Raw genomic sequence first — 23961 nt, forward strand, 5'->3', positions numbered from 1 at the left:
CCATGCACAGCACCGACCACGGCAGCAAAGCCATCATCACCTGCGCCATCACCGGCGTGCTGACGGACCCCGGCCAGCACCATGTGCCCGTCACGCCCGAGCAATTGGCGAAAGAAGCCCGCCGCGCCTACGACGCAGGCGCCGCCGTGGTTCACGTGCACTTTCGCAACCAGGAGCCCGGCAAAGGCCACCTGCCCAGCTGGGACCCGCAGGTGGCACGCGACTGCGTGCAAGCCATGCGCGAGGCCTGCCCGGGCTTGATCATCAACCAGACCACCGGCGTGGTCGGCCCCCATTACCAGGGCCCGCTCGACTGCTTGCGTGCCACCCGCCCCGAGATGGCGGCGTGCAACGCCGGCTCGCTCAACTACCTGAAGGTGCGCAGCAACGGCACCTGGGCCTGGCCGCCCATGCTGTTCGACAACCAGCCCGCCAAGGTCAAGGACTTCATCGACGTGATGCTGGAGACCGGCACGCTGCCCGAGTTCGAATGCTTCGACGTGGGCATCGTGCGCTGCGTGGAGATGTATGTGCAGACCGGTATGTACACGCAGGGCCTGCCTGAATACAACTTCGTGATGGGCGTTGAATCCGGCATGCCTGCGGACGCGGACCTGCTGCCCATCTTGCTCAAGCTGAAAATCAAGGACGCCCCCTGGCAAGCCACCGTCATCGGCCGCAGCGAGATCTGGCCCGTGCACCAGCGCGTGGCCGAGCTGGGCGGGCATTTGCGCAGTGGGCTGGAGGACACGTTCTATCTGCCGGATGGGACGAAGGCGGATTCAAATGGACCGTTGATTGAACAGTTGGCGCAATACGCGCGCAATGCGGGGCGGGAGGTGGCTTCGCCGCAGGAGGCGCGTGGGATGTTGGGGTTGGCTGGCGCATAGCGCAGGCCACGCATTGCCCGCCTCTGGCGCGGCTTTGGCAGGCAGGTCGCGTACTTGCACCCCCACCGGCATTCGAGCAAGGTCTTTGTGCCCCGTTGGTCTGTTGCAATTTTCTATGATGGCTTACCTGCCTTTACAAGGTAGAGTGCCGACGCCACCCACCTAGGCGGCCTGCCGCAGGTCTTGCGCAGGCATGCCCAGCAGGCACCCCCACTAGCTTTCATTCTTCCAACAACGAAGGACTATCGATGTTGCGCCCTTGGTCTTGCGCCCAATTTTTCGCTGTCCCTCTCGTTGCACGCAGTGCACTGCGGCGCCTGGCGGCTGCAATGCTGATGGTGACCGCATTACCGGCGGCCCAGGCGCAGACGATTACGGCAGGCGCGCTCGCGACCTCAGCGATACCAGTCGACCACCCTGGCGCCTTGCTGCTGCTGGCAGTGGCCATGGTGGCCTGCATGGGCTGGATGGTGCGCAACAAGGGCCTCGTGTCTTCCTCCACCTTGCGCAGCGTGGCGCTGGGTGCCATGGCCATGGTGCTGGGCGCCTTGGTGGTGTGGGGTGATGCTGTGCAGGCCCAGTTGCAGGAACTGCAGGCTGCCTTCAACCAGGCGGGTGGAGAAACGCTCACGATTCCCGTGCAGTCCACGGGCACCACCCCCGGTGGCGATCCTTCGGGATTCCTGCCGGTGGTCTACACCAACCAGACAGCGACCGGCTTGCGCATCACCAGCATCACGCAGCCGACCTGGAGCACCTGCTTTCCACTGGGCATTCCGTCGCCCCTGCCTGTGACACCGGCCCGCCCGGGCACCGTATGTGCCGTTGGCACTGCACTGCCTGCAGGCGGCGCGTGCTGGGCCGATGTGGCGGCACTGTGCGCTGCTGCGGCCACCGCGGCGCAGGGCCATCAGTCCAGCACCTTGCAGGCCGATACCGTGTCGGTGGTGGCGGGAGCGCAGGCCACGGGCGATGTGCTGCTCAATGACCTGGACCCCGACGGCCCGCTGGTGCTGGCCAGTTTCACTTACCAGGGCACGCGGTACGAGGCCGGCACGCCGGCCACGGTGGCAGGGCTGGGCATGTTGACCATGCAGAGCAACGGTGCCTACACCTTTGTGGCGGCCTCGCCGTTCACTGGCGCCAGCCCGCTGGCGGTGACCTACACCGTGCACACGGGCGCGTCCAGCACTCTCAGCATCACCGTGAACCATGCGCCCGTGGCGGTGAATGACACAGTCTCCACCAATGCCAACACCCCGGTGACCGTCGCTGTGCGCGGCAACGACACCGATGCCGACGGTGACCCCCTCACCGTTGCCAGTGTGACTGCGGGCACTCACGGCTCGGTGGTGATCGATACCGTCATGAACAACCCCATTTACACACCCAACGCAGGGTTTGTCGGTAGTGACAGCTTCACCTACACCATCAGCGACGGCAAAGGCGCAACATCCACCGCAACCGTCACGGTCACGGTCAATGCACCGTCTAATGGCGCGCCCGTGGCCAATAACGATGTTGCGACAGTGGATGAAGGTAGCTCGGTGATCATTGCCGTGCGCAGCAACGACACGGACCCCGATGGCGATTCGCTCACGATTGTTGGAGTGACTCAGGGCGCCAATGGCTCGGTGGTGATCGATGCCGTTACACGCAACCCCATCTACACCCCCAATGCCGGGTTCACCGGTACAGACACCTTCGCCTACACCGTCGACGATGGACATGGCAATACAGGTACCGGCACCGTCACGATGACCGTGAATCCCATCGGTAACCAGGCGCCGGTCGCTGCCAACGACACGGCCCTCACGCGCATGGATACGGCCATTTCCATTCCCGTGTCCATGTTACTGGCCAACGACACCGATGCGAATGGAGACGTGCTGACCCTGGTGTCGGTACAGGCGGCAGTGAACGGCACGGTCAGCCGCATCGGCAACAACGTCATCTTTACGCCAGCCAGCGGCTTCGAAGGCGCCGCCAGCTTCACCTACACCATAGAGGATCCCTCCGGTGCCAGCAGCACGGCCACGGTCAATATGACTGTCGGCTCGGCCACAACGCCTTCGTTGGTGATTTTGAGGTCCCTGGTGGTCAATGCGCACGGCACTGGCGGAATCAGCGCCAGGTTCCCTATCACTACGACCCTTGGAGACACGGATGGCTCCGAGAGCCTGTCGATCAGGGTGAGCAACGTGCCCACGGGCGTTTCATTCAATGCAGGGCTCAACCTGGGTGGCGGCGTGTGGCAGCTTGTCGAGGCGGACCTGCCCAACCTGATGCTGAATCTTCCAGGCAGCTACGCCACCAATGCAACCCACCTGACCGTTCAGGTCACATCCACAGAAATAAACGGTGGCGTCACTGCCAGCGTGAGCAGTATCGTGACGCTCAAGGCGGCTTACACCACGATAGACATCGCCACGACGGAGAGTGGCAGCTACACCGGCAGCTCGGCCAGCGAATTCATCCAGGGTGGGAATGGCAACAACACCATCAATGCCTCCAATGGGAACAACATCGTCCACGGTGGTGGTGGCGATGACGACCTCTCTGCTGGTAGCGGGTCCGACATGCTCTACGGCGGCAGCGGCAACGACACCATCAACGCCGGCAGCGGTGCCGACGTGATCTCGGGCGGCCCGGGCAACGACACCTTGATCGGCGGCGATGCAGGTGAAAGCTTCGTGGACGTGTTTGTCTGGAACCTGGGCGACCAGGGCGCTGCCGGGACTCCTGCGGTGGACACCATTGAGAACTTCTCAACGGCGGCAGCGGGCAGCAATACCGCGGGAGGCGACGTGCTTGACCTGCGCGACCTGCTGCAAGGAGAGCACGTGGGCCCATCCAACGGCGCGGGCAACCTGGCGAACTATCTGCACTTCGAGATATCGGGGGGCAACACCATCATCCACATCAGCCACACGGGTGGGTTTGCTGCGGATTCTCACATCGTAGGAGCGGCCTACACCAGCGCCACCGAAACCCAGCAGATCGTTCTTTCGGGGGACGACCTGCAGTCTCTCTACTCGGGCGCCACCACAGACCAGCAGATCATTACCCAGCTGCTGAACAACAACAAACTCATCGTGGATTGATGGCGGCGAGCTGGCCGGGCTCGGCCAGTGCCTGCCGTTGCGGGCGGGGGTGTATCTGACAGGCAGGGCATCAGCCCGGCTCCGATGCAGCCACGAGCGGTTGGCGGCTGGGCTGCTGGTCCTTAGACCCCCTGGATGCAGCCTGGCATCTGGCCCTGCAGCCCAAGTGGCGGCCGTTGGCATACTAGATTTCAATATTTTTAGGCCTCTGCCGCCTGTTGGTAAAGGAGTGATTGCTATTGATTTGATAGTATGTAATTGATTGCGATGCCTTGGACGCTCAGGGCAAGCTCAGCACAGCACCATCACCGTCTGCCCTTGCCAGCCAGGGGCGGCCAGCAATAAAAAGCCAAGCATCCACCACCATGTTGACCACCGCCCAAGCCATCGCGTTTCTTCTCACCGCCGTCATGCTCACAGCCACGCCCGGCCCCGACAACCTCATGGTGCTCAGCGTCGGCATGTCCAAAGGCCGCCGCGCTGGCATCGTGTTTGGCCTGGGTTGCGCATTGGGTTGTCTCAGCCACACCGTGCTGGCCGTCATCGGCGTAGGCGCAATCCTGGCCGCATCGCCAGTGGCCTTCACTGCGCTCAAGTGGGCAGGTGGCGGGTACCTGATCTGGCTCGGCACCCAGGCCCTGCGCCACGCAGGCGCTGTGCGCATCGAAAGCGCCAATAGCAACTCCAGCAGCCAACCCGCTGCTGAATCTCTCGGCCGCACCTTCTGCAAGGGCCTGATAGCCAACGCCATCAACCCCAAGGTCGTGCTGTTCTTCCTGTCATTTCTGCCGCAGTTCGTGGACGCATCGCGCGGCAGCATAGAACTGCAACTGGGCTTGCTGGGGCTGCTGTTCACTGCCCAGGCGGCGGTGCTGTTCGGGTTGCTGGGCTACTTCTCAGGCAGCGTCGGTGGGTGGATCAACCGCAAGCCCCAGGTGGGTGTATGGCTGGATCGGCTGGCGGGGACGGTGTTTATTGCGCTGGGATTGCGGATGGTGGCGCGGTAACTCCGCCAATTCTCATCCCTGCAAATTGATCGGGGTGCGATCAATTTGCAGGGATGTTTCCGGGGCGCACCGAATCAGGGATCCTTGCCAACCCGGGTTGGCGAACCGCATTTCTTAAGTACAGGATCAAGCGCGCCGTTCTAGCGGCTATCAGTCACTGACTCGCGTGAGAATTGGTGTGTACGCCTGGCAAGAAATTGAAAGATCTTGGCCATGCTGCTGTCCTCAAGAGCTGGTGCCTGATCATTTGAACGCAAGCGCAACAGTCCAGGCGTTGGGTCGATGGACTGAGCAAGTATTCTGGTGACGATTTGGTTGTGGCGATCTGTCTCAATAGGGAAGGACGCTTCTCGCTGGAAGATTTGATGCTTCCAGCTCTGCGCATCGCAGAGCTGTGGTTTGTGCTCTCCACAACACCGAATCAGCAGATATGGCAGCTGGTCGGGGATGCGCTGGGTGTGCCAGAAGCGAGCTCCTTTAGCTATCCGGTTTGACTGAACTATGGTCAGTCAATAGGTCGGCTGAAAATCTCGAATGACATCTCGGGCTTTTGCTTCCAAAACAAACCCTGCCCCGTACTTCGCCGCCAGTTCATCGGCACGCTGAAGGAATGCCTCCACCCCGGTTCCATAAACGAACTGCATCGCCCCCCCCGTCCACGCCGGAAACCCAATCCCAAAGATCGACCCGATGTTCGCGTCATGCACGCTGGTCAGCACGCCCTCTGCCAGGCAGCGCGCGGTCTCGATGGCCTGGCGGTAGAGCAGGCGGTCCTGAATCTCCTGCACGCTCCACTCCACGCCGGGCTTCTCAAACAGCGTTTTCAGCTCCGGCCACAGGTGCTTCTTGGCGCCTGCGGGGTAGTCATAAAAGCCGCCGCCTCCCGCGCGGCCGGGGCGCTTCAGTTCCTTGACCATGCGCTCCACCAGCAGCTCGCCGGGTGTGGCGGTGTAGGTTTTTCCTTCGGCCGCGTAGTCGGCGCGGGTCTGGTCCAGCACATGCACGCTCAGGGTCAGCGCGGTTTCGTCCAGCACGGCCAACGGGCCCACGGGCAGGCCGGCCTGCATGGCGGCGTTTTCAATCGCGGCGGCGGGGATGCCTTCGCCCAGCATGGCGGCGCCTTCCATCACGAAGGTGCCAAAGGTGCGGCTGGTGTAGAAGCCGCGTGAATCGTTGACCACAATGGGCACCTTGCCCAGGGCCTGCACATAGTCGAAAGCGCGGGCCACGGTCTCGTCGTCCGTCTGTTTGCCGCGGATGATCTCCACCAGCTTCATCTTGTCCACGGGGCTGAAGAAGTGGATGCCGACAAACTTCTCGGGCCGGCTGCTGGCCGTGGCCAGGCCGCTGATGGGCAGGGTGGAGGTGTTGCTGGCAAAGAAGCCGCCGGGCGCCAATTGCGGTCCGGCCTCTTGTGTGACCTTGGCCTTGAGGTCGCGGCTTTCAAACACGGCTTCGATGATGAGGTCGCAGCCCGCCAGGTCGGCCGCGCTGGCGGTGGGCGTGATGCGCGCCAGCAGCGCCTGCTGCGCCTCGGCCGTCATGCGGCCTTTGTCCACGCGGGCTTGCGTGAGCTTGGCGCTGTAGGCCTTGCCGGCCTCGGCCTTCTCGGCGCTCACGTCCTTGAGCACGGTGGCGATCCCCCGGCTGGCCTGAGCCCAGGCGATGCCCGCGCCCATCATGCCGGCGCCCAGGATGCCGACCTTTTGGGGCTTGTAGCGTGGCGTGGTGCCGGGGCGCGACTTGCCGCTCTTGATCGCGTTCATGTCGAAGAAGAACGTGTTGATCATGTTGCGCGCCACGGGGCCGGTCATCAGGCGGGCGAGGTAGCGGCTTTCGATGCGCAGGGCGGTGTCGTAGTCCACCATGGCGCCTTCGACCATGGCGGCCAAGGCAGCCTCGGGCGCGGGGTAGCGGCCGCGCGTGGTCTTCTTGAGCATGGCGGGCGCCACCGTCAGGGCGCTGGCGATCTTGGGGTTGGCGGGCGTGCCGCCAGGCATCTTGTAGTTCTTGTCATCCCACGGCTGCACCGCGTGCGGGTGGGTGGCGATGTGGGCCAGGGCGGCGGGCAGCAGCTGATCGCGGGTAGCCACCAGTTCATGTACCAGTTGCAGCTCCAGCGCCTCGGCGGGGTTGAAGAGCTTGCCCTCCAGGATGAAGGGCTGCGCGCCCATCAGGCCCAGCAGGCGCGTCATCTTGGTCACGCCGGTGGCGCCGGGCATGAGGCCCAGCGTGACCTCGGGCAGGCCGAACTGGATCTTGGGGTCGGCCACGGCGATGCGGTAGTGGGCGATCAGGGCCACCTCCCACCCGCCGCCCAGCGCGGCGCCGTTGAGGCAGGCCACCACCGGCAGCCCCAAGGTTTCGAGCGTGCGGAAGTGCTTCTTCATGCGCTCGATTTCGCCAAACGCGTTGGGCGCATCGGCGGGCGTGAGGCGCATGGTGGCCTTGAGGTCGGCACCGGCAAAGAAGCTGGTCTTAGCGGATGCCAGCACGATGCCTTTGAGCGCAGCGCCCAGGCGTTCGCGGTCACCCAGCACCTGTGCGGTGACCTCGCCCAGCTCTTGCTGCCACTGGCGGCACATGGTGTTGACGGGCGAGTTGGTTTCGTCAAACGTGATGACGGCGACCTGGCCTTCGGTGTCCTGGGCGGGGATGAGTTCGTAGCGGATGGTTTGCATGCTGATGTCTCCGAATCGGTAATGCGCCATGGCGCAGCTATGGGGCGCGGCCTTGGATGAAGCGTGGCCGAGGCCAGCGGACGCCGTGGAACTGGCTTTGCCAGGCCAGTGGCGTCGTCCCCCTTCCCATCGCGCAGCGATGAGAGAAGGGGGAAGCGGCGCAGCCGCTCAGGGGGTTGTTCCTCATACGCGTTCAACGATGGTGGCGATGCCCATGCCTCCGCCCACGCACAGCGTGGCCAGGCCATAGCGCTGGCCCCGGCGGTGCAGTTCGTCAATCAGGGTGCCGAGGATCATGGCGCCCGTGGCGCCCAGCGGGTGGCCCATGGCGATGGCGCCGCCGTTCACGTTGACCTTGTCGTGCGGCACGCCCAGCTCGCGCATGAAGCGCATGGGCACGGCGGCGAAGGCCTCGTTCACTTCGAACAGGTCGATCTGGTCGATGGTCATGCCCGCGCGGGCCAGCGCCTTCTTGGCGGCGGGCACGGGGCCGGTGAGCATGATGGTGGGGTCGGCGCCGCTGAGCGCCGTGGCCACGATGCGTGCGCGCGGCGTCAGGCCATGGGCCTTGGCGGCGGCCTCGTTGCCGATGAGCACGGCGGCGGCGCCATCCACAATGCCGGACGAGTTGCCCGCGTGGTGCACGTGGTGGATGCGTTCCACCTGCGGGTAGCGCTGCAGCGCCACGGCGTCAAATCCCATGCCGCCCAGTTGCTCGAACGAAGGTTTGAGCGCACCCAGTCCTTCAAGGGTCGTCTTGGGCTTGATGAATTCGTCCTCGGCCAGGATGGTCTGGCCGATGAAATCGCGCACGGGCACGACCGAGTTCTTGAAGTAGCCCGCTGCGCGCGCTGCGGTGGCGCGGCGCTGCGATTCGAGGGCGAAGGCATCCACGTCGGCGCGGGTGTAGCCATCCAGCGTGGCGATCAGGTCGGCGCCGATGCCCTGGGGCACGAACAGGGTTTCCGAATTGGTGGCGGGGTCTTGCGCCCAGGCGCCGCCGTCGGAGCCGATGGGCACGCGGCTCATGCTCTCCACGCCGCCCGCCACCACCAAATCCTCCCAGCCGCTGCGCACTTTCTGCGCGGCCAGGTTCACCGCTTCGAGGCCCGATGCGCAGAAGCGGTTGACCTGCACGCCCGCGCAGCGAAAGTCCCACCCGGCCTTGAGTGCGGCCACCTTGGGCAGCACCGAGCCCTGCTCGCCCACGGGCGAGACGATGCCCATGACCACGTCGTCCACCGCCGCCGTGTCAAAGCGGTGGCGAGCCTGCAGCTCGGTGAGCAGGCCCACGAGTAGGTCGATGGGCTTGACCTCGTGCAGGGTGCCGTCCTTCTTGCCCTTGCCGCGCGGGGTGCGCAGCGCGTCGAATACATAGGCTTCGGTCATGAATGGTCTCCGGTGGTCTTTAAACTGGAAGCTCGCTGGGTGATTGGGCAGGCGCTTGGGAGGCGCGCCCCATGCGGGTCGGCAGCGAGCGGTGCCTCGGCGGCGCACACCACAACAGCGCGCTTTCTGACGCGCGTGCGGTGGTTTTTGCACTATCTTTCTGCGGTTGCTCTCTCATTTTTGGCTATGAAACGAAATACATCCTCTGCATTGCAGCGCATGGTCCGTGGCGCTGTGGAATACGACGACACGCGCGATGGGTTTGCGCTGGAACACCATGTGGTACTGGCCGCATCCAGCGCGCTGGCGGTGGCGGCCTTCATGGCACCCAGCCGCAGCTCGGCAGCCATTCGCGGCATCGGCGCGGGTTTGCTGCTGATGCGTGCCCTGAGCGGCAGCCAGGGTGTCCGCTCCTGGTTGAATGTCACCGACCGCCGCCCCGGCGCGCCGCTCAGCCCCGAGGAAGCCCGCGCCGCCTGGTACCTGTGACGGTGTTGGGCGCCCGTCGCGGCGCAGTCCGTGGCGCTGGTCATGGTGCTATTTGCCCAGGCCCATGGCGCGCGCAATCACCTCTTTCATGATCTCGTTCGTGCCGCCGTAGATGCGCTGCACGCGCGCATCCGCGTAGGCGCGGGTGATGGGGTATTCCCACATGTAGCCGTAGCCGCCGAAGAGCTGCACGCATTCGTCCATCACCTTGCACTGCAGGTCGGTGGTCCAGTACTTGGCCATGCTGGCGGTATCGGTGTCGAGCTGGCCCTCCACGATCAGCTCGCAGCACTTGTCCACGAACACGCGGGCCACCTGCACCTGGGTCTGCAGCTCGGCCAGGGTGTGGCGGGTGTTCTGGAACGAGGCCACGCTCTGGCCGAAGACCTTGCGCTGCTTGACATAGTCCACCGTCCAGTCGATGGCGGCCTGCGCGGACGCCACGGCGGTGATGGCGATCTGCAGGCGCTCCCACGGCAGCTGCTCCATCAGGCAGATGAAGCCGCGCCCTTCCATGGCGGGGCCGCCCAGCAGGTTGGCGGCGGGCACCTTCACGTCGGTGAAGAACAGCTCGGAGGTGTCCTGCGCCTTCATGCCCATCTTCTTGAGGCGCTGGCCTTTTTCAAAACCGGGCATGCCGCGCTCCACCAGGAAGAGGCTGGTGCCCTTGGCCCCGGCCGCCGGGTCGGTCTTGGCGACCACGATCACCACATCGGCATGCCAGCCGTTGGTGATGAAGGTCTTGCTGCCGTTGAGCACGTAGTGCGATCCATCTGCGCTTTTCATGGCGGTGGTCTTGATGCCCTGCAGGTCGCTGCCCGCGGCAGGCTCGCTCATGGCGATGGCGCCTACCATGGCGCCGCTGGCCATCTGTGGCAGGTAGCGGCGCTTTTGCTCCTCGGTGCCGTAGTGCAGGATGTAGGGCGCCACGATCTCGCTGTGCAGCCCGAAGCCGATGCCCGTGGTGCCGGCGCGCGCCAGCTCTTCCATCTGCGCCACGGAGTAGAGCTTGTCGGCCCCGGCGCCGCCGTATTCCTCGGGCAGGCTCATGCACAGAAAGCCGTTGGCGCCCGCCTGGCTCCACACCTCGCGCGCCACGTAGCCCTGGTCTTCCCAGTCGGCGTGGTGGGGCGCCACCTCCTTGTCGATGAACCGGCGAAAGCTGTCGGCAAAGGCCTGGTGGTCGGGCTGGAAGAGGGTGCGTTCGATCATGGCGGTGGATTCGGTCTATTTATGCAAAGTTACTGCTTGGTTAAATTCTGCCACCGACTGGGGCCGAGCGCATCCCCTGAAACACAAAAGCCGCCCGAAGGCGGCTTGGGAGCGGGTGGTCAGGCCCTCATGGCTTGACGTAGTCGGACACCACCTTCCACTTGCCATCGGTGATCTGCGACAGGCGCGAAAGATCGCTGCCCAGGCGCTTTTGCGGGCCGTAGGTGGCCTCGGCGCTGCCGAACATGTCGGGCGGGATCACCATGGTGTCCATGGCCTTGATGAAGCTGTCGGTGGTAAGGCTGGTGCCTGCCTTCTGGGCTGCCTTGATGAAGGCATCCACCGCCCCGTAGCCGTAGACCGAGAACACCGTGGGGTCTTCATTGAACTTGGTCTTGTACTTGTTGGCCCAGAAGCGGATGGGCTGGCTGGCCTCGTCCAGGTAAGGGTGCTGCACCGTCATGGTGGCGTACAGGCCGTCCATGGGCTTGCCGCCCAGCTTGTGGATGAGGTCGGTGTACGCGGCGCTGGAGCCCAGGAACGTGGGGTTGAAGCCCGTTTTGCGCGACTCGCCGATGGTGCCGATGGTCTCGCGGATGATGGTGCCCAGGATCACGAAGTCGCAGTCCGACGACTTCATCTTAGCGACCTGCGACGAGAAGTCGGTGGCGCCGCGTTTGTACGACGTCTTCTCGGTGAATTCCATGCCCAGGGACTTGAGCGCCGCCTCGCCGCCACGCATCACCTCCAGGCCGAATTCATCGTCCTGGTAGATGGTGCAGACCTTCTTGGCGCCTTTTTCCTTGATGAGCTTGGGTGCGGCCAGGCGGATCTGGTCGTAGTAGGTGGCGGCGAACGAATACTTGAGCTTGTGGAAGGGCTCGTACATCTCGCGCGCGGCGGTGACCGGGAAGAAGTTGATCACGTTCTTGCTGAACTGGACGGGCATGGCGGCCAGGTTCTGTGCCGTGCCGATGTGCGCCACCATCATGAAGATCTTGTCCTGGTTCACGAGCTTCTGCGCGGCCAGCACGGCTTTCTTCGGGTCGTAGCCCGAGTCTTCCACCTTCAGGTCGAGCTTGCGGCCGTTGACGCCGCCTTGCTCGTTGGCCTCGTCCACGCGCAGCATCATGCCCAGCCGCACCTGCTTGCCAAAGCCCGCCAGCGGGCCGGACAGGTCCTGGATGGAGCCCAGGGTGATGGTGTCCTTGCTCACGCCCTGGCTGGGCTGCGCCTGCGCAGCACCTGCGGCCATGGCCACGATGGCCAGCGCGGCAATGTGATGAAGTTTCATGGCACGTCTCCTTGAATGGATCAGTCGTTATAGAACGATGCCCTGGGTGGGGCACCAGCACTTTCCCTATGCCGCGCGCCACCTGGCGCAGGCTGCCTAGCGGTACATGGCGTCAATCTGGGGCGCGTACTTCTGCTGCACCAGCTTGCGCTTGAGCTTCATGGTGGGCGTGAGCTCCTCGTCCTCGGCGGTGAGCTGCGTGTCGAGCAGGAAGAACTTCTTGATCTGCTCCACTCGTGCGAACCGGGTGTTCACGCGGTCGATCTCAGCCTGGATCAGGTCCTGCACCTCGCGGGCGCGGGTCAGGCTGGCGTAGTTGCTGAAGGGCACGTCGTTGTCCTGCGCATATTTCTCCACGTTCTCCTGGTCGATCATGATGATCACCGTGAGGTAGGGGAGCTTGTCGCCGATGACGACGGCGTCCGTCACGTAGGGGCTGAACTTGAGCTCGTTCTCCAGCTCGCTGGGCGTGATGTTCTTGCCCCCGGCCGTGATGATGATGTCCTTCATGCGGTCGGTGATGCGCAGGTAGCCGTCGGCGTCGATGGTGCCCACGTCGCCCGTGTGCAGCCAGCCGTCGGCGTCGATGGTCTCGGCCGTCTTTTCGGGCAGGTTGAGGTAGCCCTTGAACACATTGGGGCCGCGCACCAGGATCTCGCCCGTGGCGGGGTCGATGCGCACCTCGTTGTAGCTGGCCGCCGGGCCGATGGAGCCGGGCTTGATGCGGCTGGCGGGCACGCCGGTGGCGGCGCCGCAGGTCTCCGTCATGCCCCACACCTCCAGCATGGGCACGCCCAGGGCCAGGTACCACTTCACCAGTTCGGGCGAGATGGGCGCTGCGCCCGTGACGAGGAAGCGCGCGCGGTGGATGCCGATGAGCTTGCGCACGTTGTTCAGCGCCAGAATGCGCGCCAGCATGAACTGCGCCTTCAGCAGTCCCCCTACCGGCTGGCCCGCCAGCACGCGGTCTGCAATGCGGGTGCCCACGCCAATCGACCAGGCATAGGCCGCCTGCTGCAGGCGCGTGGATTCCTTGAGCGCGATCATCACGCCCGAATAGAACTTCTCCCACACGCGCGGCACGGCGGTGAACACCGTGGGCGCGATCTCGCGCACGTTCTCGGGCACGGTGTCGGGGTTCTCGACGAAGTTCAGGCGCGAGCCGGTGTACAGCGAGAAGTACTCGCCGCCCATGCGCTCGGCGATGTGGCACAGCGGCAGGAAGCACATGGCCTCGTCGTCTTCGGTGCGCGATATCAGCGTGTTGTAGCCGCGCACCGTGTAGGTGAGCGCGGCGTGCGTGTGCATCGCGCCCTTGGGCTTGCCGGTGGTGCCCGAGGTGTAGACGAGGATGGCCACGTCCTCGGGCTGGCAGGCCTGTACCCGGCGCATGAGCGCGTCGGGGTTCTGCTGGTTCCAGGCGCGGCCCATGTCGCGCAGCGCATCCAGGCTGATGACGCCCGGGTCCTGAAGGCCGCGCAGGCCCTCCATGTCGAAGACGACGATCTTGCGCAGCAGCGGCAGGTTGGCGCGCACCTCCAGTGCCTTGTCGAGCTGCTCATCGTCTTCGACGAACAGCACGCTGGTGCTGGAGTCTTCGCTCAGGTAGTGCACCTGGGCGGCCGCGTCGGTGGGGTAGATGCCGTTGGACACGCCGCCGCAGCTGAGCACGGCCAGGTCGGCCAGCACCCATTCGATGTTGGTGCTCGACAGGATGGAGGCGCAGTCGCCGCGCGCAAACCCCAGCGACATGAGTCCGCCCGCGATCTCGCGCACGGCCTCGGCGGTCTGGTCCCAGGTCCAGCTCTTCCAGATCCCCATTTCCTTCTGGCGCATCCACACGCGCGGGCCGCGCTCGGCCACGGCGTTCCAGAACATGGCCGAGATGGTGCTGCCGGCCAGCACGTCGGTGCCGGCGGGCTGGATGTGATCGAGGTCCCAGAGATTGCTCATGTAGTCCTCACCGCCAAGTCTTTTTCTTCTTCCACCGCCGCTCACCCCGCACGCCGACATCCTTCATGCCCAGGTAGAACTCCTTGATGTCGTCCTTCTCGCGCAGGCGCTCGCAGCTGTCCTCCATCACGATGCGGCCGTTCTCCAGCACGTAGCCGTAGTCCGATGCGTTGAGCGCCATGTTGGCGTTCTGCTCGACCAGCAGGATGGTGGTGCCGCGCTCGCGGTTGATGCGCACCACGATCTCGAAGATCTCCTTGGTGAGCTTCGGGGACAGGCCCAGGCTGGGCTCGTCGAGCAGGATGAGTTCGGGGTTGGCCATGAGCGCGCGCGAGATGGCCAGCATCTGCTGCTGCCCGCCCGAGAGCAGGCCCGCGTCCTGCGCGGCGCGTTCCTTCAGGATGGGGAAGTAGCCGTACACGGTTTCGATGTCGCGCGCCACCGCGTCGGCGTCGCCGCGGGTGTAGGCGCCCATGAGCAGGTTGTCGCGCACCGACAGCAGCGCGAACACCTCGCGCCCCTCGGGCACATGCATGAGGCCCCGGCGCACGATGGCCGCCGGGTCGTTGGCGGTGATGTCGGCGCCCTGGAACTCGATGGAGCCCTTGCGCGGATCGATGATGCCGCTGATGGTCTTCAGGATGGTGGTCTTGCCCGCGCCGTTGCTGCCCAGCACGGCGGCGATCTCGCCGCGCCGCACCTGCAGGCTCACGCCCCGGATGGCCTTGATGGGGCCGTAGGCGCTTTCCACATTCTGCAGGCGCAGCAGAGGTTGGTCGGCCGCCGCGGCGGCTGGTGTGTTGACGGCGGCAAGTACGGCGCTCATTCGGAAACCTCCGTGCTGCGCACTGCGGTGCGAGCTTGCTGGGGGCGGCCCGGGGCGGCGCTCATGCCCGGACCCCCAGGTGGGAACCCGCCGGGCGGCGCAGGTTGCTCACATCGTCGATGGTGCCCAGGTAGGCCTCGATCACGCCGGGGTGCGACTGCACCTCGCGCGGCGTGCCCATGGCCACGACCTCGCCCTGGTTCATCGCCAGCACGCGGTCGGACACCTTGGAGACCAGCGACATGTCGTGCTCCACCATCAGCACGGTGATGCCCAGCTCGTGCTGGATGTCCTGGATCCAGAAGGCCATGTCGTCGGTCTCCTCCACGTTCAGGCCCGACGAGGGTTCGTCGAGCAGCAGCAGCTGCGGCTCGGTGCACAGCGCGCGGGCCAGCTCCACCACCTTGCGAACGCCGTAGGGCAGGCCGGCCACCAGCGTGTCGCGGTAGTGCTGCAGGTCGAGAAAGTCGATGACCTGCTCGGCCTTCTCGCGGGCTCGCACCTCGGCGTCGCGCACCTTGCGGGTGAACAGCATGTCGGCCCAAAGGCCGGTCTCGCGCCGCGTGTGGCGGCCGATCAGCAGGTTGTGCAGCACGCTCGCGTGCTCGAAGAGCTCGATGTTCTGGAAGGTGCGCGCTATCCCCAGGCCCGCCACCTTGTGCGGCGGCTGGTCGGTGAGCGGCAGCATCGCGCCCCCCGGGCCCGCGTAGGCGATGGTGCCGGTGGTGGGCGTGTAGATGCGGCTGATGAGGTTGAACACCGTGGTCTTGCCAGCGCCGTTGGGGCCGATGAGGGTGAACACCTCGCCCCGGCGCACGTCGAAGCTCACGTTGTTGACCGCCAGCACGCCGCCAAAGCGCACGCTGAGGTTCTGGGCGCTGAGCAAGATGTCGTCAGTCATGGGTACAGCAATTGGGGTCATTTCACTGGTCCATTGCGCTGAATGCCGCTCGCTGCCTTTGCGACTGGCGTGACCGAGGCCAATGCCCCCGCGCAAGGGCCGCCCCACCGCGCTGGGGGCGTTCCCCTCCCGAATCGCACAGCGGGTCGAGAGAGGGGGAAGGCGCGAAGCGACTCAGGGGGTGCTTCATCTCAGCCTGTCCGACTTCTGGAAGGACTTCTGCCGCTTGAACAGGCCCTTGCGGTAGAACGGGAACATCTGCAGCCAGGTGCGCACCTTGAGCCAGCGGCCGTACAGCCCCATGGGCTCGAACAGCACGAAGGCGATCAGGACCGCGCCATAGACCACCGCCTGCAGGCCCGGCGCCTGGCCCACGGCGGCGGGCAGCCAGTCCTTGCTCAGCGAGATCAGCTGGGGCATCGAGATCAGGAAGATCGCGCCCAGGAACGCGCCGTGCACCGAGCCCAGGCCGCCGATCACGATCATCAGCAGCAGGTCGATGGACTGCAGGATGTTGAATTGGTCCGGCGAGATGAACTGCAGCTTGTGCGCATACAGCGCGCCACCGATGCCGGCCAGGGCCGCCGAGATCGAGAACGACAGCGTCTTGTAGCGCGCGAGGTGGATGCCCATGCTCTGCGCCGAGATCTCCGAATCACGGATTGCCACGAAGGCCCGGCCCGTGGGCGAGCGCAGCAGGTTCAGGATGGCCAGGGTGCTGACCACGGCGATCACGAGGCACAGGAAGTAGAAGGACTCGGTGGATTCGAACTTGAAGCCCCAGATCTCGGGCGGCACCAGGTGCTTGCCGGAGTTGCCCCCGGTGACCGACTCCCACCGCGCGAACACCTCCTCGACGATGAAGCCGAACGACAGCGTGGCCATGCCCAGGTAGATGCCCTTCACGCGCAGCGCGGGCAGCCCCACCACCACGCCCACGGCGGCCGACAGCCCCGCCGCGCAGGCCAGCGACAGCGCGAACGGCCAGCCCATGCCCGTGAGCACCGCCTGCGTGTACGCCCCTACGCCGAGGAAGGCCGCATGCCCCAGCGAGAACAGGCCCGTGAACCCGGCCAGCAGCATGAGCCCCAGGCCCACGATGGCGTAGATCAGCACAAAGGTGAGCTGGGCCAGCCAGTACTCGGGCGCCACCCAGGGTGCTGCGACCAGCCCTACGGCCAGCAGGCTGTACCAGAAGACATGCCCGCCATGTTTGGCGAGGCGCAGGTCTTGTTCGTAGCTGGTCTTGAAGATGAATCTCATGGGGTCACACCTTCTTGCGCAGCTTTTCGCCGAACAGTCCATTCGGTTTGACCATCAACATGATCAGCACCACGATGTACGCCGCCGTGTCCTTGAAGCCGTCGGGCAGATAAAAACCCGAGAGCGATTCGACGATCCCGATGACCAACCCTCCCACGATGGCGCCCGGCAGGCTGCCAAAGCCGCCCACTACGGCGGCGGGAAACGCCTTCAGCCCGATCAGCCCCATGTTGGCGTGCACGAAGGTGATGGGCGCCAGCAGCAGCCCCGCCACGGCGGCCACGGCGGCGGCCAGGCCCCAGGCCAAGCCGTTCAGACGCTGCACGGGGATGCCCATGTAGTACGCGGCCAGCTGGTTCTGCGACGAGGCCTGCATCGCGATGCCCAGCTTGCTGTAGCGGAACATCGCGAACAGCAGCACGCACAGCGCGGCCGTGGCGCCGATCACCACCAGCTGTTCGGCGTTGAGCACCAGCGCGCCCAGGCGGAACGACAGGTCCTTGTAGGGCACGGGCAGCGTGTGCGTGTCGGTGCCGATGTTGGGAATCATGGTGACCAGCCCGCGCAGCACGTAGCCGATGCCGATGGTGAGCATGACGATGGAGAACGCGGGCTGGCCGAGGATGGGGCGGATCACCGCGCGTTCGAGCACCACGCCGAAAAGGCCCATGGCCAGGATGCTGGCGAGCACCGCCACCCAGAAGGGAAAGCCCAGCACCGTCATGAGCGCCAGGCCGCAGAACGCGCCCAGCATCATCAGCTCGCCCTGGGCGAAGCTCACGGTCTCCGTGGCCTTGTAGATGAGCACGAAGCCCAGCGCTATCAGGCCGTAGATGCACCCCTGGGAGATACCGCTGATCAACAGTTGCAAGAATTGCACCCTGGCGCTCCAGAATATTTTTACAAAGCGATTGCTTTGCATAAATAATGGTGCCTGTGCCGGACGCATCCCGCACTCGGGGCTAACCCTGATCGGTCCCGGCGCATATTGACGCAGTGCGCGGCGGGGCGCAATAAGGGTTGCGTCCGATAGGCGCACCCCGGGGCGCCCTCCGGCAGGGCCGGGGAAGGCGCGCAACACCCTCTGAGAGAACGCCATGTCCGTACAGATAGAGACCGAGGACCGTGTCACGCTGGTGACACTGCACCGCCCCGACGTGCGCAATGCCGTGGACGCGGCGACCGCGCGAGCGCTCCACGCCGCGTTCCTGGCGTTCGAGCAGGACGGCGCGGCCGACGTGGCGGTGTTCCATGGCGCTGGCGGGCATTTCTGCGCGGGCTGGGACCTGCAGTCGGGGGCGCGGCTGCAGGCGCAGGGCGTGGCGGCCGAGGCGCTGGCCGGATCGCTCGATTTCACGGCCGACACCCCGCTGCCGCTGGGGCCGATGGGCCCCAGCCGGTTGCACCTCACCAAGCCGGTGATCGCCGCGGTCAGCGGCGCGGCCGTGGCCGGTGGCATGGAGCTGGCGCTGTGGTGCGACCTGCGCGTGATGGAGGAGGACGCGTACTTCGGTGTCTTTTGCCGCCGCTTCGGCGTGCCGCTGATCGATGGCGGAACCGTGCGCCTGCCCCGCCTGGTGGGCCTGTCGAACGCGCTGGACCTCATCCTCACCGGCCGCAAGGTCGGGTCGGCGGAGGCCTTGCGCATGGGGCTGTGCAACCGCGTGGTGCCCCCGGGGCAGGCGCTGCAGGCGTCGCTCGCGCTGGCGCGGGAGATCGCTGCATTCCCGCAGGCCACGCTGCGTGCCGACCGGGCCAGCGCGCTCGCGGCCGAAGGGCTGCCGCTGCAGGAGGCCCTGCTGCGCGAGTGGGCGGGGGGGCGGGCGTGCCTGGCCGACGCCCTGCGGGGAGCGGCGCGGTTCGCCGACGGGCAGGGACGCCATGGTGAGTTTTGAGTGAAAATGGCCGCCAGCGCTTATCGTGAAAGCGTGGTGCGCTATATAAAATATAGCAAATGACGTTCGTGGGCCCGAGCTGCCCGCGCGCACTCCCCCAGGAAACCCATGAGCAAATCCACCACACCGCCCCCGCAAGCCTTCGAGCCCGACTTCATTGCCGGGCTCAAGGCCATCTTTGAAGAGAAGATCGTGTTCAACCAGGTGCTGGGCCTCAAGATCACCTCCCTCAAGCCCGATGGCGTGGTGGGCCGCATCGACATGAAGCCGGACCTGGTGGGCCACTATGCGTACAACCGCATCCACGGCGGCGTGATCAGCGCGGGGCTGGACGCCATGGGCGGGCTGGCCGTGATGGCGGCCATCGGCGCCAAGCACATGGACGAGGCGCCCGAGCAGCGCCTGCACCGCTTTGCCAAGCTGGGCACCATCGACCTGCGCATCGACTACCTGCGCCCCGGCATCGGCAGCCACTTCGAGCTGCGCGCCAACGTGCTGCGGCTGGGCTCGCGCGTGGCCAGCACGCGCATGGAATTCCTCGGCCCGGACGGGGAGATCATGTCGGCGGGGGCCGCGGCGTACATCGTGTCGTAGCGCCCTGAGCGGCTTCACCGCCAACGCGCTGCGCGCGCACCCTCTTCGGACACGGGGGCGAGGTCACGGCCGTTGCCGCGCCCCATCGCGTGGATGTGTGATCCCGCAAGCCTTGCAAGCGCATGCTACGGACGAACCGTTTGGTTACCGTTCTTGCGTAACGAAGGCATCTTTCACAGGGCCCCAAACCTACGATGACTTCTTTTCAAGGAGATCTGATGGCCGTGCAAAATCCCTTCTTTGGCAAGCGTGAACCTGAGTCGTTCCAACCCCGCCATGGCACCACCACTTCATCATCCTCATCTGCCGCCTCCAGCCTGAGCGGCACGGCGGCCAGCAGCGCGGCGACGGCGCAGTCCGTGGCCGGCACCGCCGCCAACCGGTCTTCCAGCGACTCCTCGGGCAGCAAGCTCACGGTGGGCCCCAACATCAAACTCAAGGGCGTAGAGATCACCGATTGCGACACGCTCGTGGTCGAAGGCACGGTCGAGGCCACCATGGATTCGCGCGTCATCCAGATCTCTGAAAACGGCGCCTTCCGCGGCTCGGCCGAGATCGACATCGCCGAAATCCATGGCGAGTTCAATGGCACGCTCACCGTGCGCCAGAAGCTCGTGATCTACAGCACCGGCAAGGTCAACGGCAAGATCCGCTACGGCAAGCTGGTGGTGGAGGAGGGCGGGCAGCTCGCGGGCGAGATCGAGGCGGGCTTTGCCAGCGGCGCGTCGTCGTCCGGCGCGCAGCGCACGGCGTCTGCACCGCTGCGGGCCGAGCCCACGGCGATGGCGGCCTGATCCGCATCGCGGCACACAGATAACCAGGGCATTCAGGCACCCGCGGCAGCCCGGCCTGGCTGGAGCCGTCACGGGTGCCTTGTGCCGTCCTGCGTGCCGGTGGCGGCGCGGCGCGGGTGCGGAGAAGGCGGCATGGAAATGGCTTTGTAAAATTTCCACGTCGTCCTGCACTCCGGGCGCGCTTTCTTCGCGCCATCGCCACCATGACACGAGTTCTATTTGCCACGTGCCTTGCCCTGGCTGCGCTCAACGCCTGGCCGCAGGCCGAGCCGTCCGAGCCCGTGCGGCGCGCCACGCGGCAGCCGGTGCAGCGCGATGCCGCGCCCGGCCCCGCGCAGGCACCCGCACCGGCCGGCGCCCTCACGCCCTTCGTGGATGCCCATGTGCACCTCAACAGCCTGCCGATGCAGCTGGAGCTCATGGCGCGCTGGGGGGCCAGCCACGCGGTGGTGTTCTGGGGCGGGCGCAGCAGCAATGAGTCCGTGGCCGAGGCCGCGCGCCAGCACCCCGGCGTGCTGATTCCGTTCGCCTCGATATCGCCCGAACGCACGGCGTACCGGCCGCACTGGGAGCACAACGGCGTCGAGCTGCTCACACAGCTCGACGCCATGCTGGCGACCGGCCTCTACAAGGGCATCGGCGAGATCTCTGTGGCGCACTTTCCCTCGGCCGGCTTCGCGGAGACGGACTTCGGCGTGGCCGGCCCGATGATGGCGGGCATCCTGGAGCTGGCCCGCAAGCACAAGGTGCCGGTGATGGTGCATGTCGAAAGCACGCGCATGGCGGAGCTTTCACAGCTCTTGCAGCGGTTCCCGGATGTGCCCGTGATCTGGGCGCACGGGGGCTATACGCCGCTGTTCCTGGCGCGGCGCATGCTGGAGCGGCATCCCAACCTCTACTACGAACTGAGTGCGCGCACCTGGCCGCACCATCCCCGCTCGCCGGACTACACCATCCTGCGCGATGGCACGCGCGTCTGGCCCGAGTGGCTGGCGCTCATCGAGGAGCAGCCCGGGCGCTTTCTGGTGGGAACGGATGCGAGCCACCGCTCGGCCGCGAGCGACGACATGAAGTACGCGAGCGTGCAGGGCTTCCTGGCCCAGCTGTCGCCTGGCGCGCGCCAGCAGGTGGCGCGGGGCACGCTGATGCGGCTGGTGGGGCTCGGGCAGCCCTAGGCCGCATGCCGGTCCGGGCCTTCCCGGAAAGCCTGCGCAAAGGCCGGGCCATGCGGGCCGTTTCTCCCCTACGACGGATTCGGCGCCAGCTTGGGCACGGGGCGCGGGCGTCCCTGCTCGTCGATGGCCACGTAGGTGAGCCGCGCCTCCGTCACCTTCACGTACCGGCCCTGCTCGGCAAAACGCTCGGCATACACCTCCACCTCCACGGTGACCGAGGTGTTGCCCACGCGCGTGATGGACGAGAAGAACGACAGGATGTCGCCCACGCGCACGGGCTGCTTGAAGATGAACTCGTTCACTGCCACGGTGGCCATGCGGCCCTGCATGTAGCGCGCGGGCAGCACCGAGCCGGCGAGGTCGACCTGTGCCATCACCCAGCCCCCGAAGATGTCGCCGTTGCCATTGGTGTCGGCGGGCATGGGGATCACCTTGAGCACCAGTTCCTTGTCGGAGGGCAATGCGGCGGGGGGCGGGCTGAAAACGGCAGACATGGGCACAATCTCGGTTGGGGCTGAGCCAATCCTTGGGGAACCAGGGGTTTCATCACAGGCTCGCGCCCTGCAAAAAACCACCTGGGCATCAGCCGGGTCGGTAAAAACAACAACTGGAATTGTCCCCCATGCGCCACCACGGCGAAACCGCCCCTTCCGCCACTGCCACCATTGCACCGCCTGCACAGTCCGACTGGAGCACCCTGAACCGCCTGCTGCCCTACCTGTGGCAGTACAAGTGGCGCGTGATCGCCGCCATCGTGTTCATGGTGGGTGCCAAGGTGGCCAACGTGGGCGTGCCCCTTCTGCTCAAGACGCTGGTCGATGCGATGAGCTTCAAGCCCGGAGACCCGGCGGCGCTGCTGGTGGTGCCCGTGGGGCTGCTGGTGGCCTACGGCGCGCTGCGGCTGTCCACGTCGCTGTTCACCGAGCTGCGCGAACTGGTGTTCGCCAAGGCCACGCAGGGGGCGGCGCGCTCCATTGCGCTGCAGACCTTCGAGCACCTGCATGCCCTGAGCCTGCGCTTTCACCTGGAGCGGCAGACCGGCGGCATGACGCGCGACATCGAACGTGGCGTGCGCGGCATCGAGTCGCTGATCTCCTTCACGCTGTTCAACGTGGTGGCCACGCTGGTCGAGGTGGTGCTGGTGCTGTCCGTGCTGGCCGTGAAGTTCGACGCCTGGTTTGCCTGGATCACGCTGGCGGCGCTGGCGTTCTACATCGTCTTCACGGTGCTGGTGACCGAGTGGCGCACCCAGTTCCGGCGCGAGGCCAACGAGTTCGATTCGGCCGCGCACACCAAGGCCGTGGATTCGCTGCTCAACTACGAGACGGTCAAGTACTTCAACAACGAAGGCTTCGAGGCCCGCCGCTACGACGAAAGCCTGGAGCGCCTGCGCCGCGCGCGGCTCAAGAGCCAGACGACGCTGTCCCTGCTCAACACGGGGCAGCAGCTCATCATCGCCGCCGGGCTGGTGGCCATGCTCTGGCGCGCCACGCAGGGCGTGGTCGATGGCCGCATGACACTGGGCGACCTCGTCATGGTCAACGCCTTCATGATCCAGCTGTACATCCCGCTCAACTTCCTGGGCGTGATCTACCGCGAGATCAAGCAGAGCCTGACCGACCTGGACAAGATGTTCACGCTGATGGACAAGGAGCGCGAGGTGGCCGACCGCCCCGGCGCATTGCCCCTGGCCGGGCTGGACCAGCCCGCCGTGCGCTTCGAGGACGTGCATTTCGCCTACGAGGTGCGCAAGGGCGGCGACCTTGGCAGCGGCCGCCCCATCCTGCAGGGCATCAGCTTCGAGATCCCCGCGGGCAAGACGGTGGCGGTGGTCGGGCCCTCGGGCTCGGGCAAGTCCACGCTGGCGCGGCTGCTGTTCCGCTTCTACGACATCCAGCAGGGCCGCATCACCATCGCCGGGCAGGAAATCCGCGCCGTGACGCAGGCCAGCGTGCGCCAGGCGATCGGCATCGTGCCGCAGGACACGGTGCTGTTCAACGACACGGTGGCCTACAACATCGCCTACGGCCGCCCCGGCGCCAGCCAGGCCGAGGTGGAAGCGGCCGCGCGCTCCGCCCGCATCCACGACTTCATCGCCAGCACCCCCAAGGGCTACGGCACCATGGTGGGCGAGCGCGGGCTCAAGCTCTCGGGCGGCGAGAAGCAGCGCGTGGCCATTGCGCGCACCCTGCTCAAGAACCCGCCCATCCTGATCTTTGACGAAGCCACCTCGGCGCTGGACTCGGCCAACGAGCGCGCGATCCAGGCCGAGCTGCAGAACGTCTCGCAGAACAAGACCACCCTGGTGATCGCCCACCGCCTCTCCACGGTGGTGGAAGCGCACGAGATCCTGGTCATGGACGCGGGACGCATCATCGAGCGCGGCACGCATGCCCAGCTGCTGGCCCTGGGTGGCCGCTACGCGGGCATGTGGTCCTTGCAACAGGAAAGCCCCCCCGAGTCGCCTGCGGCGCTTTCCCCCTGAGGGGCGGCA

The 23961-nt window shown here is 65.8% G+C and carries 19 protein-coding genes; 9 read left to right on the top strand and 10 right to left on the bottom strand.

The features are described from left to right. Positions 1–2: 2 nt before the first annotated feature. The 3 genes from AC3RCE_RS04240 (at position 3) to AC3RCE_RS04250 (ending at position 5001) form a co-directional block, all read left to right on the top strand. The gene (locus AC3RCE_RS04240) at positions 3–890 is read left to right on the top strand and encodes a beta-keto acid cleavage family enzyme (RefSeq protein WP_492254600.1); all 888 of its coding nucleotides are present in this window, start codon (positions 3–5) and stop codon (positions 888–890) included. A gap of 329 nt (positions 891–1219) precedes the next feature. Then, entirely contained in the window at positions 1220–3994 is a 2775-nt protein-coding gene (locus AC3RCE_RS04245) for a midcut-by-XrtH protein (RefSeq protein ID WP_492254601.1), read from the top strand. Between the two features lie 365 nt (positions 3995–4359). Further along, positions 4360–5001: a LysE family translocator gene (locus AC3RCE_RS04250; protein ID WP_492254602.1), complete on the top strand. Its 642-nt coding sequence runs from the start codon at positions 4360–4362 to the stop codon at positions 4999–5001. Positions 5002–5510: 509 nt separating this feature from the next. On the opposite strand, the gene AC3RCE_RS04255 is transcribed toward AC3RCE_RS04250, so the two are convergent. Both AC3RCE_RS04255 and AC3RCE_RS04260 read right to left on the bottom strand, forming a co-directional pair. Next, positions 5511–7682 (bottom strand): 3-hydroxyacyl-CoA dehydrogenase NAD-binding domain-containing protein, encoded by a 2172-nt coding sequence (locus AC3RCE_RS04255; RefSeq protein ID WP_492254603.1) that lies wholly within the window; start codon positions 7680–7682, stop codon positions 5511–5513. 183 nt (positions 7683–7865) lie between these two features. Next, positions 7866–9071, bottom strand: a complete 1206-nt coding sequence (locus AC3RCE_RS04260; protein WP_492254604.1) for an acetyl-CoA C-acetyltransferase — start codon at positions 9069–9071, stop codon at positions 7866–7868. A gap of 186 nt (positions 9072–9257) precedes the next feature. Between AC3RCE_RS04260 and AC3RCE_RS04265 the strand changes: the two genes are divergently transcribed. Then, positions 9258–9560: a hypothetical protein gene (locus AC3RCE_RS04265; protein ID WP_225584958.1), complete on the top strand. Its 303-nt coding sequence runs from the start codon at positions 9258–9260 to the stop codon at positions 9558–9560. A 48-nt stretch (positions 9561–9608) separates the two neighbouring features. Here AC3RCE_RS04265 and AC3RCE_RS04270 read toward each other — a convergent pair whose 3' ends face one another. The 7 genes from AC3RCE_RS04270 to AC3RCE_RS04300 form a co-directional block, all read right to left on the bottom strand. Further along, positions 9609–10772 (bottom strand): acyl-CoA dehydrogenase family protein, encoded by a 1164-nt coding sequence (locus tag AC3RCE_RS04270; protein WP_492254605.1) that lies wholly within the window; start codon positions 10770–10772, stop codon positions 9609–9611. A gap of 127 nt (positions 10773–10899) precedes the next feature. Beyond that, on the bottom strand, positions 10900–12066 hold the full coding sequence (locus tag AC3RCE_RS04275; protein ID WP_218340479.1) for an ABC transporter substrate-binding protein: 1167 nt from the start codon (positions 12064–12066) through the stop codon (positions 10900–10902). Between the two features lie 96 nt (positions 12067–12162). After that, positions 12163–14019: an AMP-dependent synthetase/ligase gene (locus AC3RCE_RS04280; RefSeq protein ID WP_492254606.1), complete on the bottom strand. Its 1857-nt coding sequence runs from the start codon at positions 14017–14019 to the stop codon at positions 12163–12165. Between the two features lie 7 nt (positions 14020–14026). Then, on the bottom strand, positions 14027–14845 hold the full coding sequence (locus AC3RCE_RS04285; RefSeq protein WP_218340477.1) for an ABC transporter ATP-binding protein: 819 nt from the start codon (positions 14843–14845) through the stop codon (positions 14027–14029). A 61-nt stretch (positions 14846–14906) separates the two neighbouring features. Then, on the bottom strand, positions 14907–15746 hold the full coding sequence (locus tag AC3RCE_RS04290) for an ABC transporter ATP-binding protein (RefSeq protein ID WP_492254607.1): 840 nt from the start codon (positions 15744–15746) through the stop codon (positions 14907–14909). A 186-nt stretch (positions 15747–15932) separates the two neighbouring features. Next, complete coding sequence (locus tag AC3RCE_RS04295; RefSeq protein WP_218293235.1) at positions 15933–17009, bottom strand: branched-chain amino acid ABC transporter permease; 1077 nt, start codon at positions 17007–17009, stop codon at positions 15933–15935. A gap of 4 nt (positions 17010–17013) precedes the next feature. Beyond that, entirely contained in the window at positions 17014–17889 is an 876-nt protein-coding gene (locus AC3RCE_RS04300; protein WP_218293236.1) for a branched-chain amino acid ABC transporter permease, read from the bottom strand. Between the two features lie 217 nt (positions 17890–18106). Between AC3RCE_RS04300 and AC3RCE_RS04305 the strand changes: the two genes are divergently transcribed. The 4 genes from AC3RCE_RS04305 to AC3RCE_RS04320 all read left to right on the top strand — a co-directional run bounded on the left by AC3RCE_RS04305 (position 18107) and on the right by AC3RCE_RS04320 (position 21467). After that, on the top strand, positions 18107–18904 hold the full coding sequence (locus AC3RCE_RS04305; RefSeq protein WP_492254608.1) for a crotonase/enoyl-CoA hydratase family protein: 798 nt from the start codon (positions 18107–18109) through the stop codon (positions 18902–18904). Positions 18905–19012: 108 nt separating this feature from the next. Next, positions 19013–19498, top strand: a complete 486-nt coding sequence (locus AC3RCE_RS04310) for a thioesterase family protein (RefSeq protein ID WP_218293238.1) — start codon at positions 19013–19015, stop codon at positions 19496–19498. Positions 19499–19716: 218 nt separating this feature from the next. Further along, positions 19717–20292, top strand: a complete 576-nt coding sequence (locus tag AC3RCE_RS04315; RefSeq protein WP_218340474.1) for a bactofilin family protein — start codon at positions 19717–19719, stop codon at positions 20290–20292. Positions 20293–20495: 203 nt separating this feature from the next. Further along, positions 20496–21467: an amidohydrolase family protein gene (locus tag AC3RCE_RS04320; RefSeq protein ID WP_492254609.1), complete on the top strand. Its 972-nt coding sequence runs from the start codon at positions 20496–20498 to the stop codon at positions 21465–21467. Between the two features lie 68 nt (positions 21468–21535). Here AC3RCE_RS04320 and AC3RCE_RS04325 read toward each other — a convergent pair whose 3' ends face one another. Beyond that, positions 21536–21961, bottom strand: coding sequence for an acyl-CoA thioesterase (locus AC3RCE_RS04325; RefSeq protein WP_218293241.1), 426 nt, complete (start codon positions 21959–21961; stop codon positions 21536–21538). Positions 21962–22089: 128 nt separating this feature from the next. On the opposite strand from AC3RCE_RS04325, the gene AC3RCE_RS04330 reads away from it, so the two are divergent. Further along, positions 22090–23952 carry an ABCB family ABC transporter ATP-binding protein/permease gene (locus tag AC3RCE_RS04330; protein ID WP_218293242.1) on the top strand — a complete coding sequence of 621 codons (1863 nt, stop codon included), beginning with the start codon at positions 22090–22092 and terminating at the stop codon, positions 23950–23952. Positions 23953–23961 lie beyond the last annotated feature (9 nt).

The sequence above is a fragment of the Acidovorax sp. GW823-FHT05D11 genome, from assembly GCF_058795695.1.

Excerpts from the sequence above, each read along its gene's own strand:
- AC3RCE_RS04325 (WP_218293241.1), bottom strand. The coding sequence starts at position 21,961 with ATGTCTGCCGTTTTCAGCCCGCCCCCCGCCGCATTGCCCTCCGACAAG.
- AC3RCE_RS04305 (WP_492254608.1), top strand. The coding sequence starts at position 18,107 with ATGTCCGTACAGATAGAGACCGAGGACCGTGTCACGCTGGTGACACTG.
- AC3RCE_RS04240 (WP_492254600.1), top strand. The coding sequence starts at position 3 with ATGCACAGCACCGACCACGGCAGCAAAGCCATCATCACCTGCGCCATC.
- AC3RCE_RS04250 (WP_492254602.1), top strand. The coding sequence starts at position 4,360 with ATGTTGACCACCGCCCAAGCCATCGCGTTTCTTCTCACCGCCGTCATG.
- AC3RCE_RS04330 (WP_218293242.1), top strand. The coding sequence starts at position 22,090 with ATGCGCCACCACGGCGAAACCGCCCCTTCCGCCACTGCCACCATTGCA.
- AC3RCE_RS04255 (WP_492254603.1), bottom strand. The coding sequence starts at position 7,682 with ATGCAAACCATCCGCTACGAACTCATCCCCGCCCAGGACACCGAAGGC.
- AC3RCE_RS04290 (WP_492254607.1), bottom strand. The coding sequence starts at position 15,746 with ATGACTGACGACATCTTGCTCAGCGCCCAGAACCTCAGCGTGCGCTTT.
- AC3RCE_RS04275 (WP_218340479.1), bottom strand. The coding sequence starts at position 12,066 with ATGAAACTTCATCACATTGCCGCGCTGGCCATCGTGGCCATGGCCGCA.
- AC3RCE_RS04245 (WP_492254601.1), top strand. The coding sequence starts at position 1,220 with ATGCTGATGGTGACCGCATTACCGGCGGCCCAGGCGCAGACGATTACG.
- AC3RCE_RS04295 (WP_218293235.1), bottom strand. The coding sequence starts at position 17,009 with ATGAGATTCATCTTCAAGACCAGCTACGAACAAGACCTGCGCCTCGCC.
- AC3RCE_RS04270 (WP_492254605.1), bottom strand. The coding sequence starts at position 10,772 with ATGATCGAACGCACCCTCTTCCAGCCCGACCACCAGGCCTTTGCCGAC.
- AC3RCE_RS04315 (WP_218340474.1), top strand. The coding sequence starts at position 19,717 with ATGGCCGTGCAAAATCCCTTCTTTGGCAAGCGTGAACCTGAGTCGTTC.
- AC3RCE_RS04280 (WP_492254606.1), bottom strand. The coding sequence starts at position 14,019 with ATGAGCAATCTCTGGGACCTCGATCACATCCAGCCCGCCGGCACCGAC.
- AC3RCE_RS04320 (WP_492254609.1), top strand. The coding sequence starts at position 20,496 with ATGACACGAGTTCTATTTGCCACGTGCCTTGCCCTGGCTGCGCTCAAC.
- AC3RCE_RS04310 (WP_218293238.1), top strand. The coding sequence starts at position 19,013 with ATGAGCAAATCCACCACACCGCCCCCGCAAGCCTTCGAGCCCGACTTC.
- AC3RCE_RS04285 (WP_218340477.1), bottom strand. The coding sequence starts at position 14,845 with ATGAGCGCCGTACTTGCCGCCGTCAACACACCAGCCGCCGCGGCGGCC.
- AC3RCE_RS04260 (WP_492254604.1), bottom strand. The coding sequence starts at position 9,071 with ATGACCGAAGCCTATGTATTCGACGCGCTGCGCACCCCGCGCGGCAAG.
- AC3RCE_RS04265 (WP_225584958.1), top strand. The coding sequence starts at position 9,258 with ATGAAACGAAATACATCCTCTGCATTGCAGCGCATGGTCCGTGGCGCT.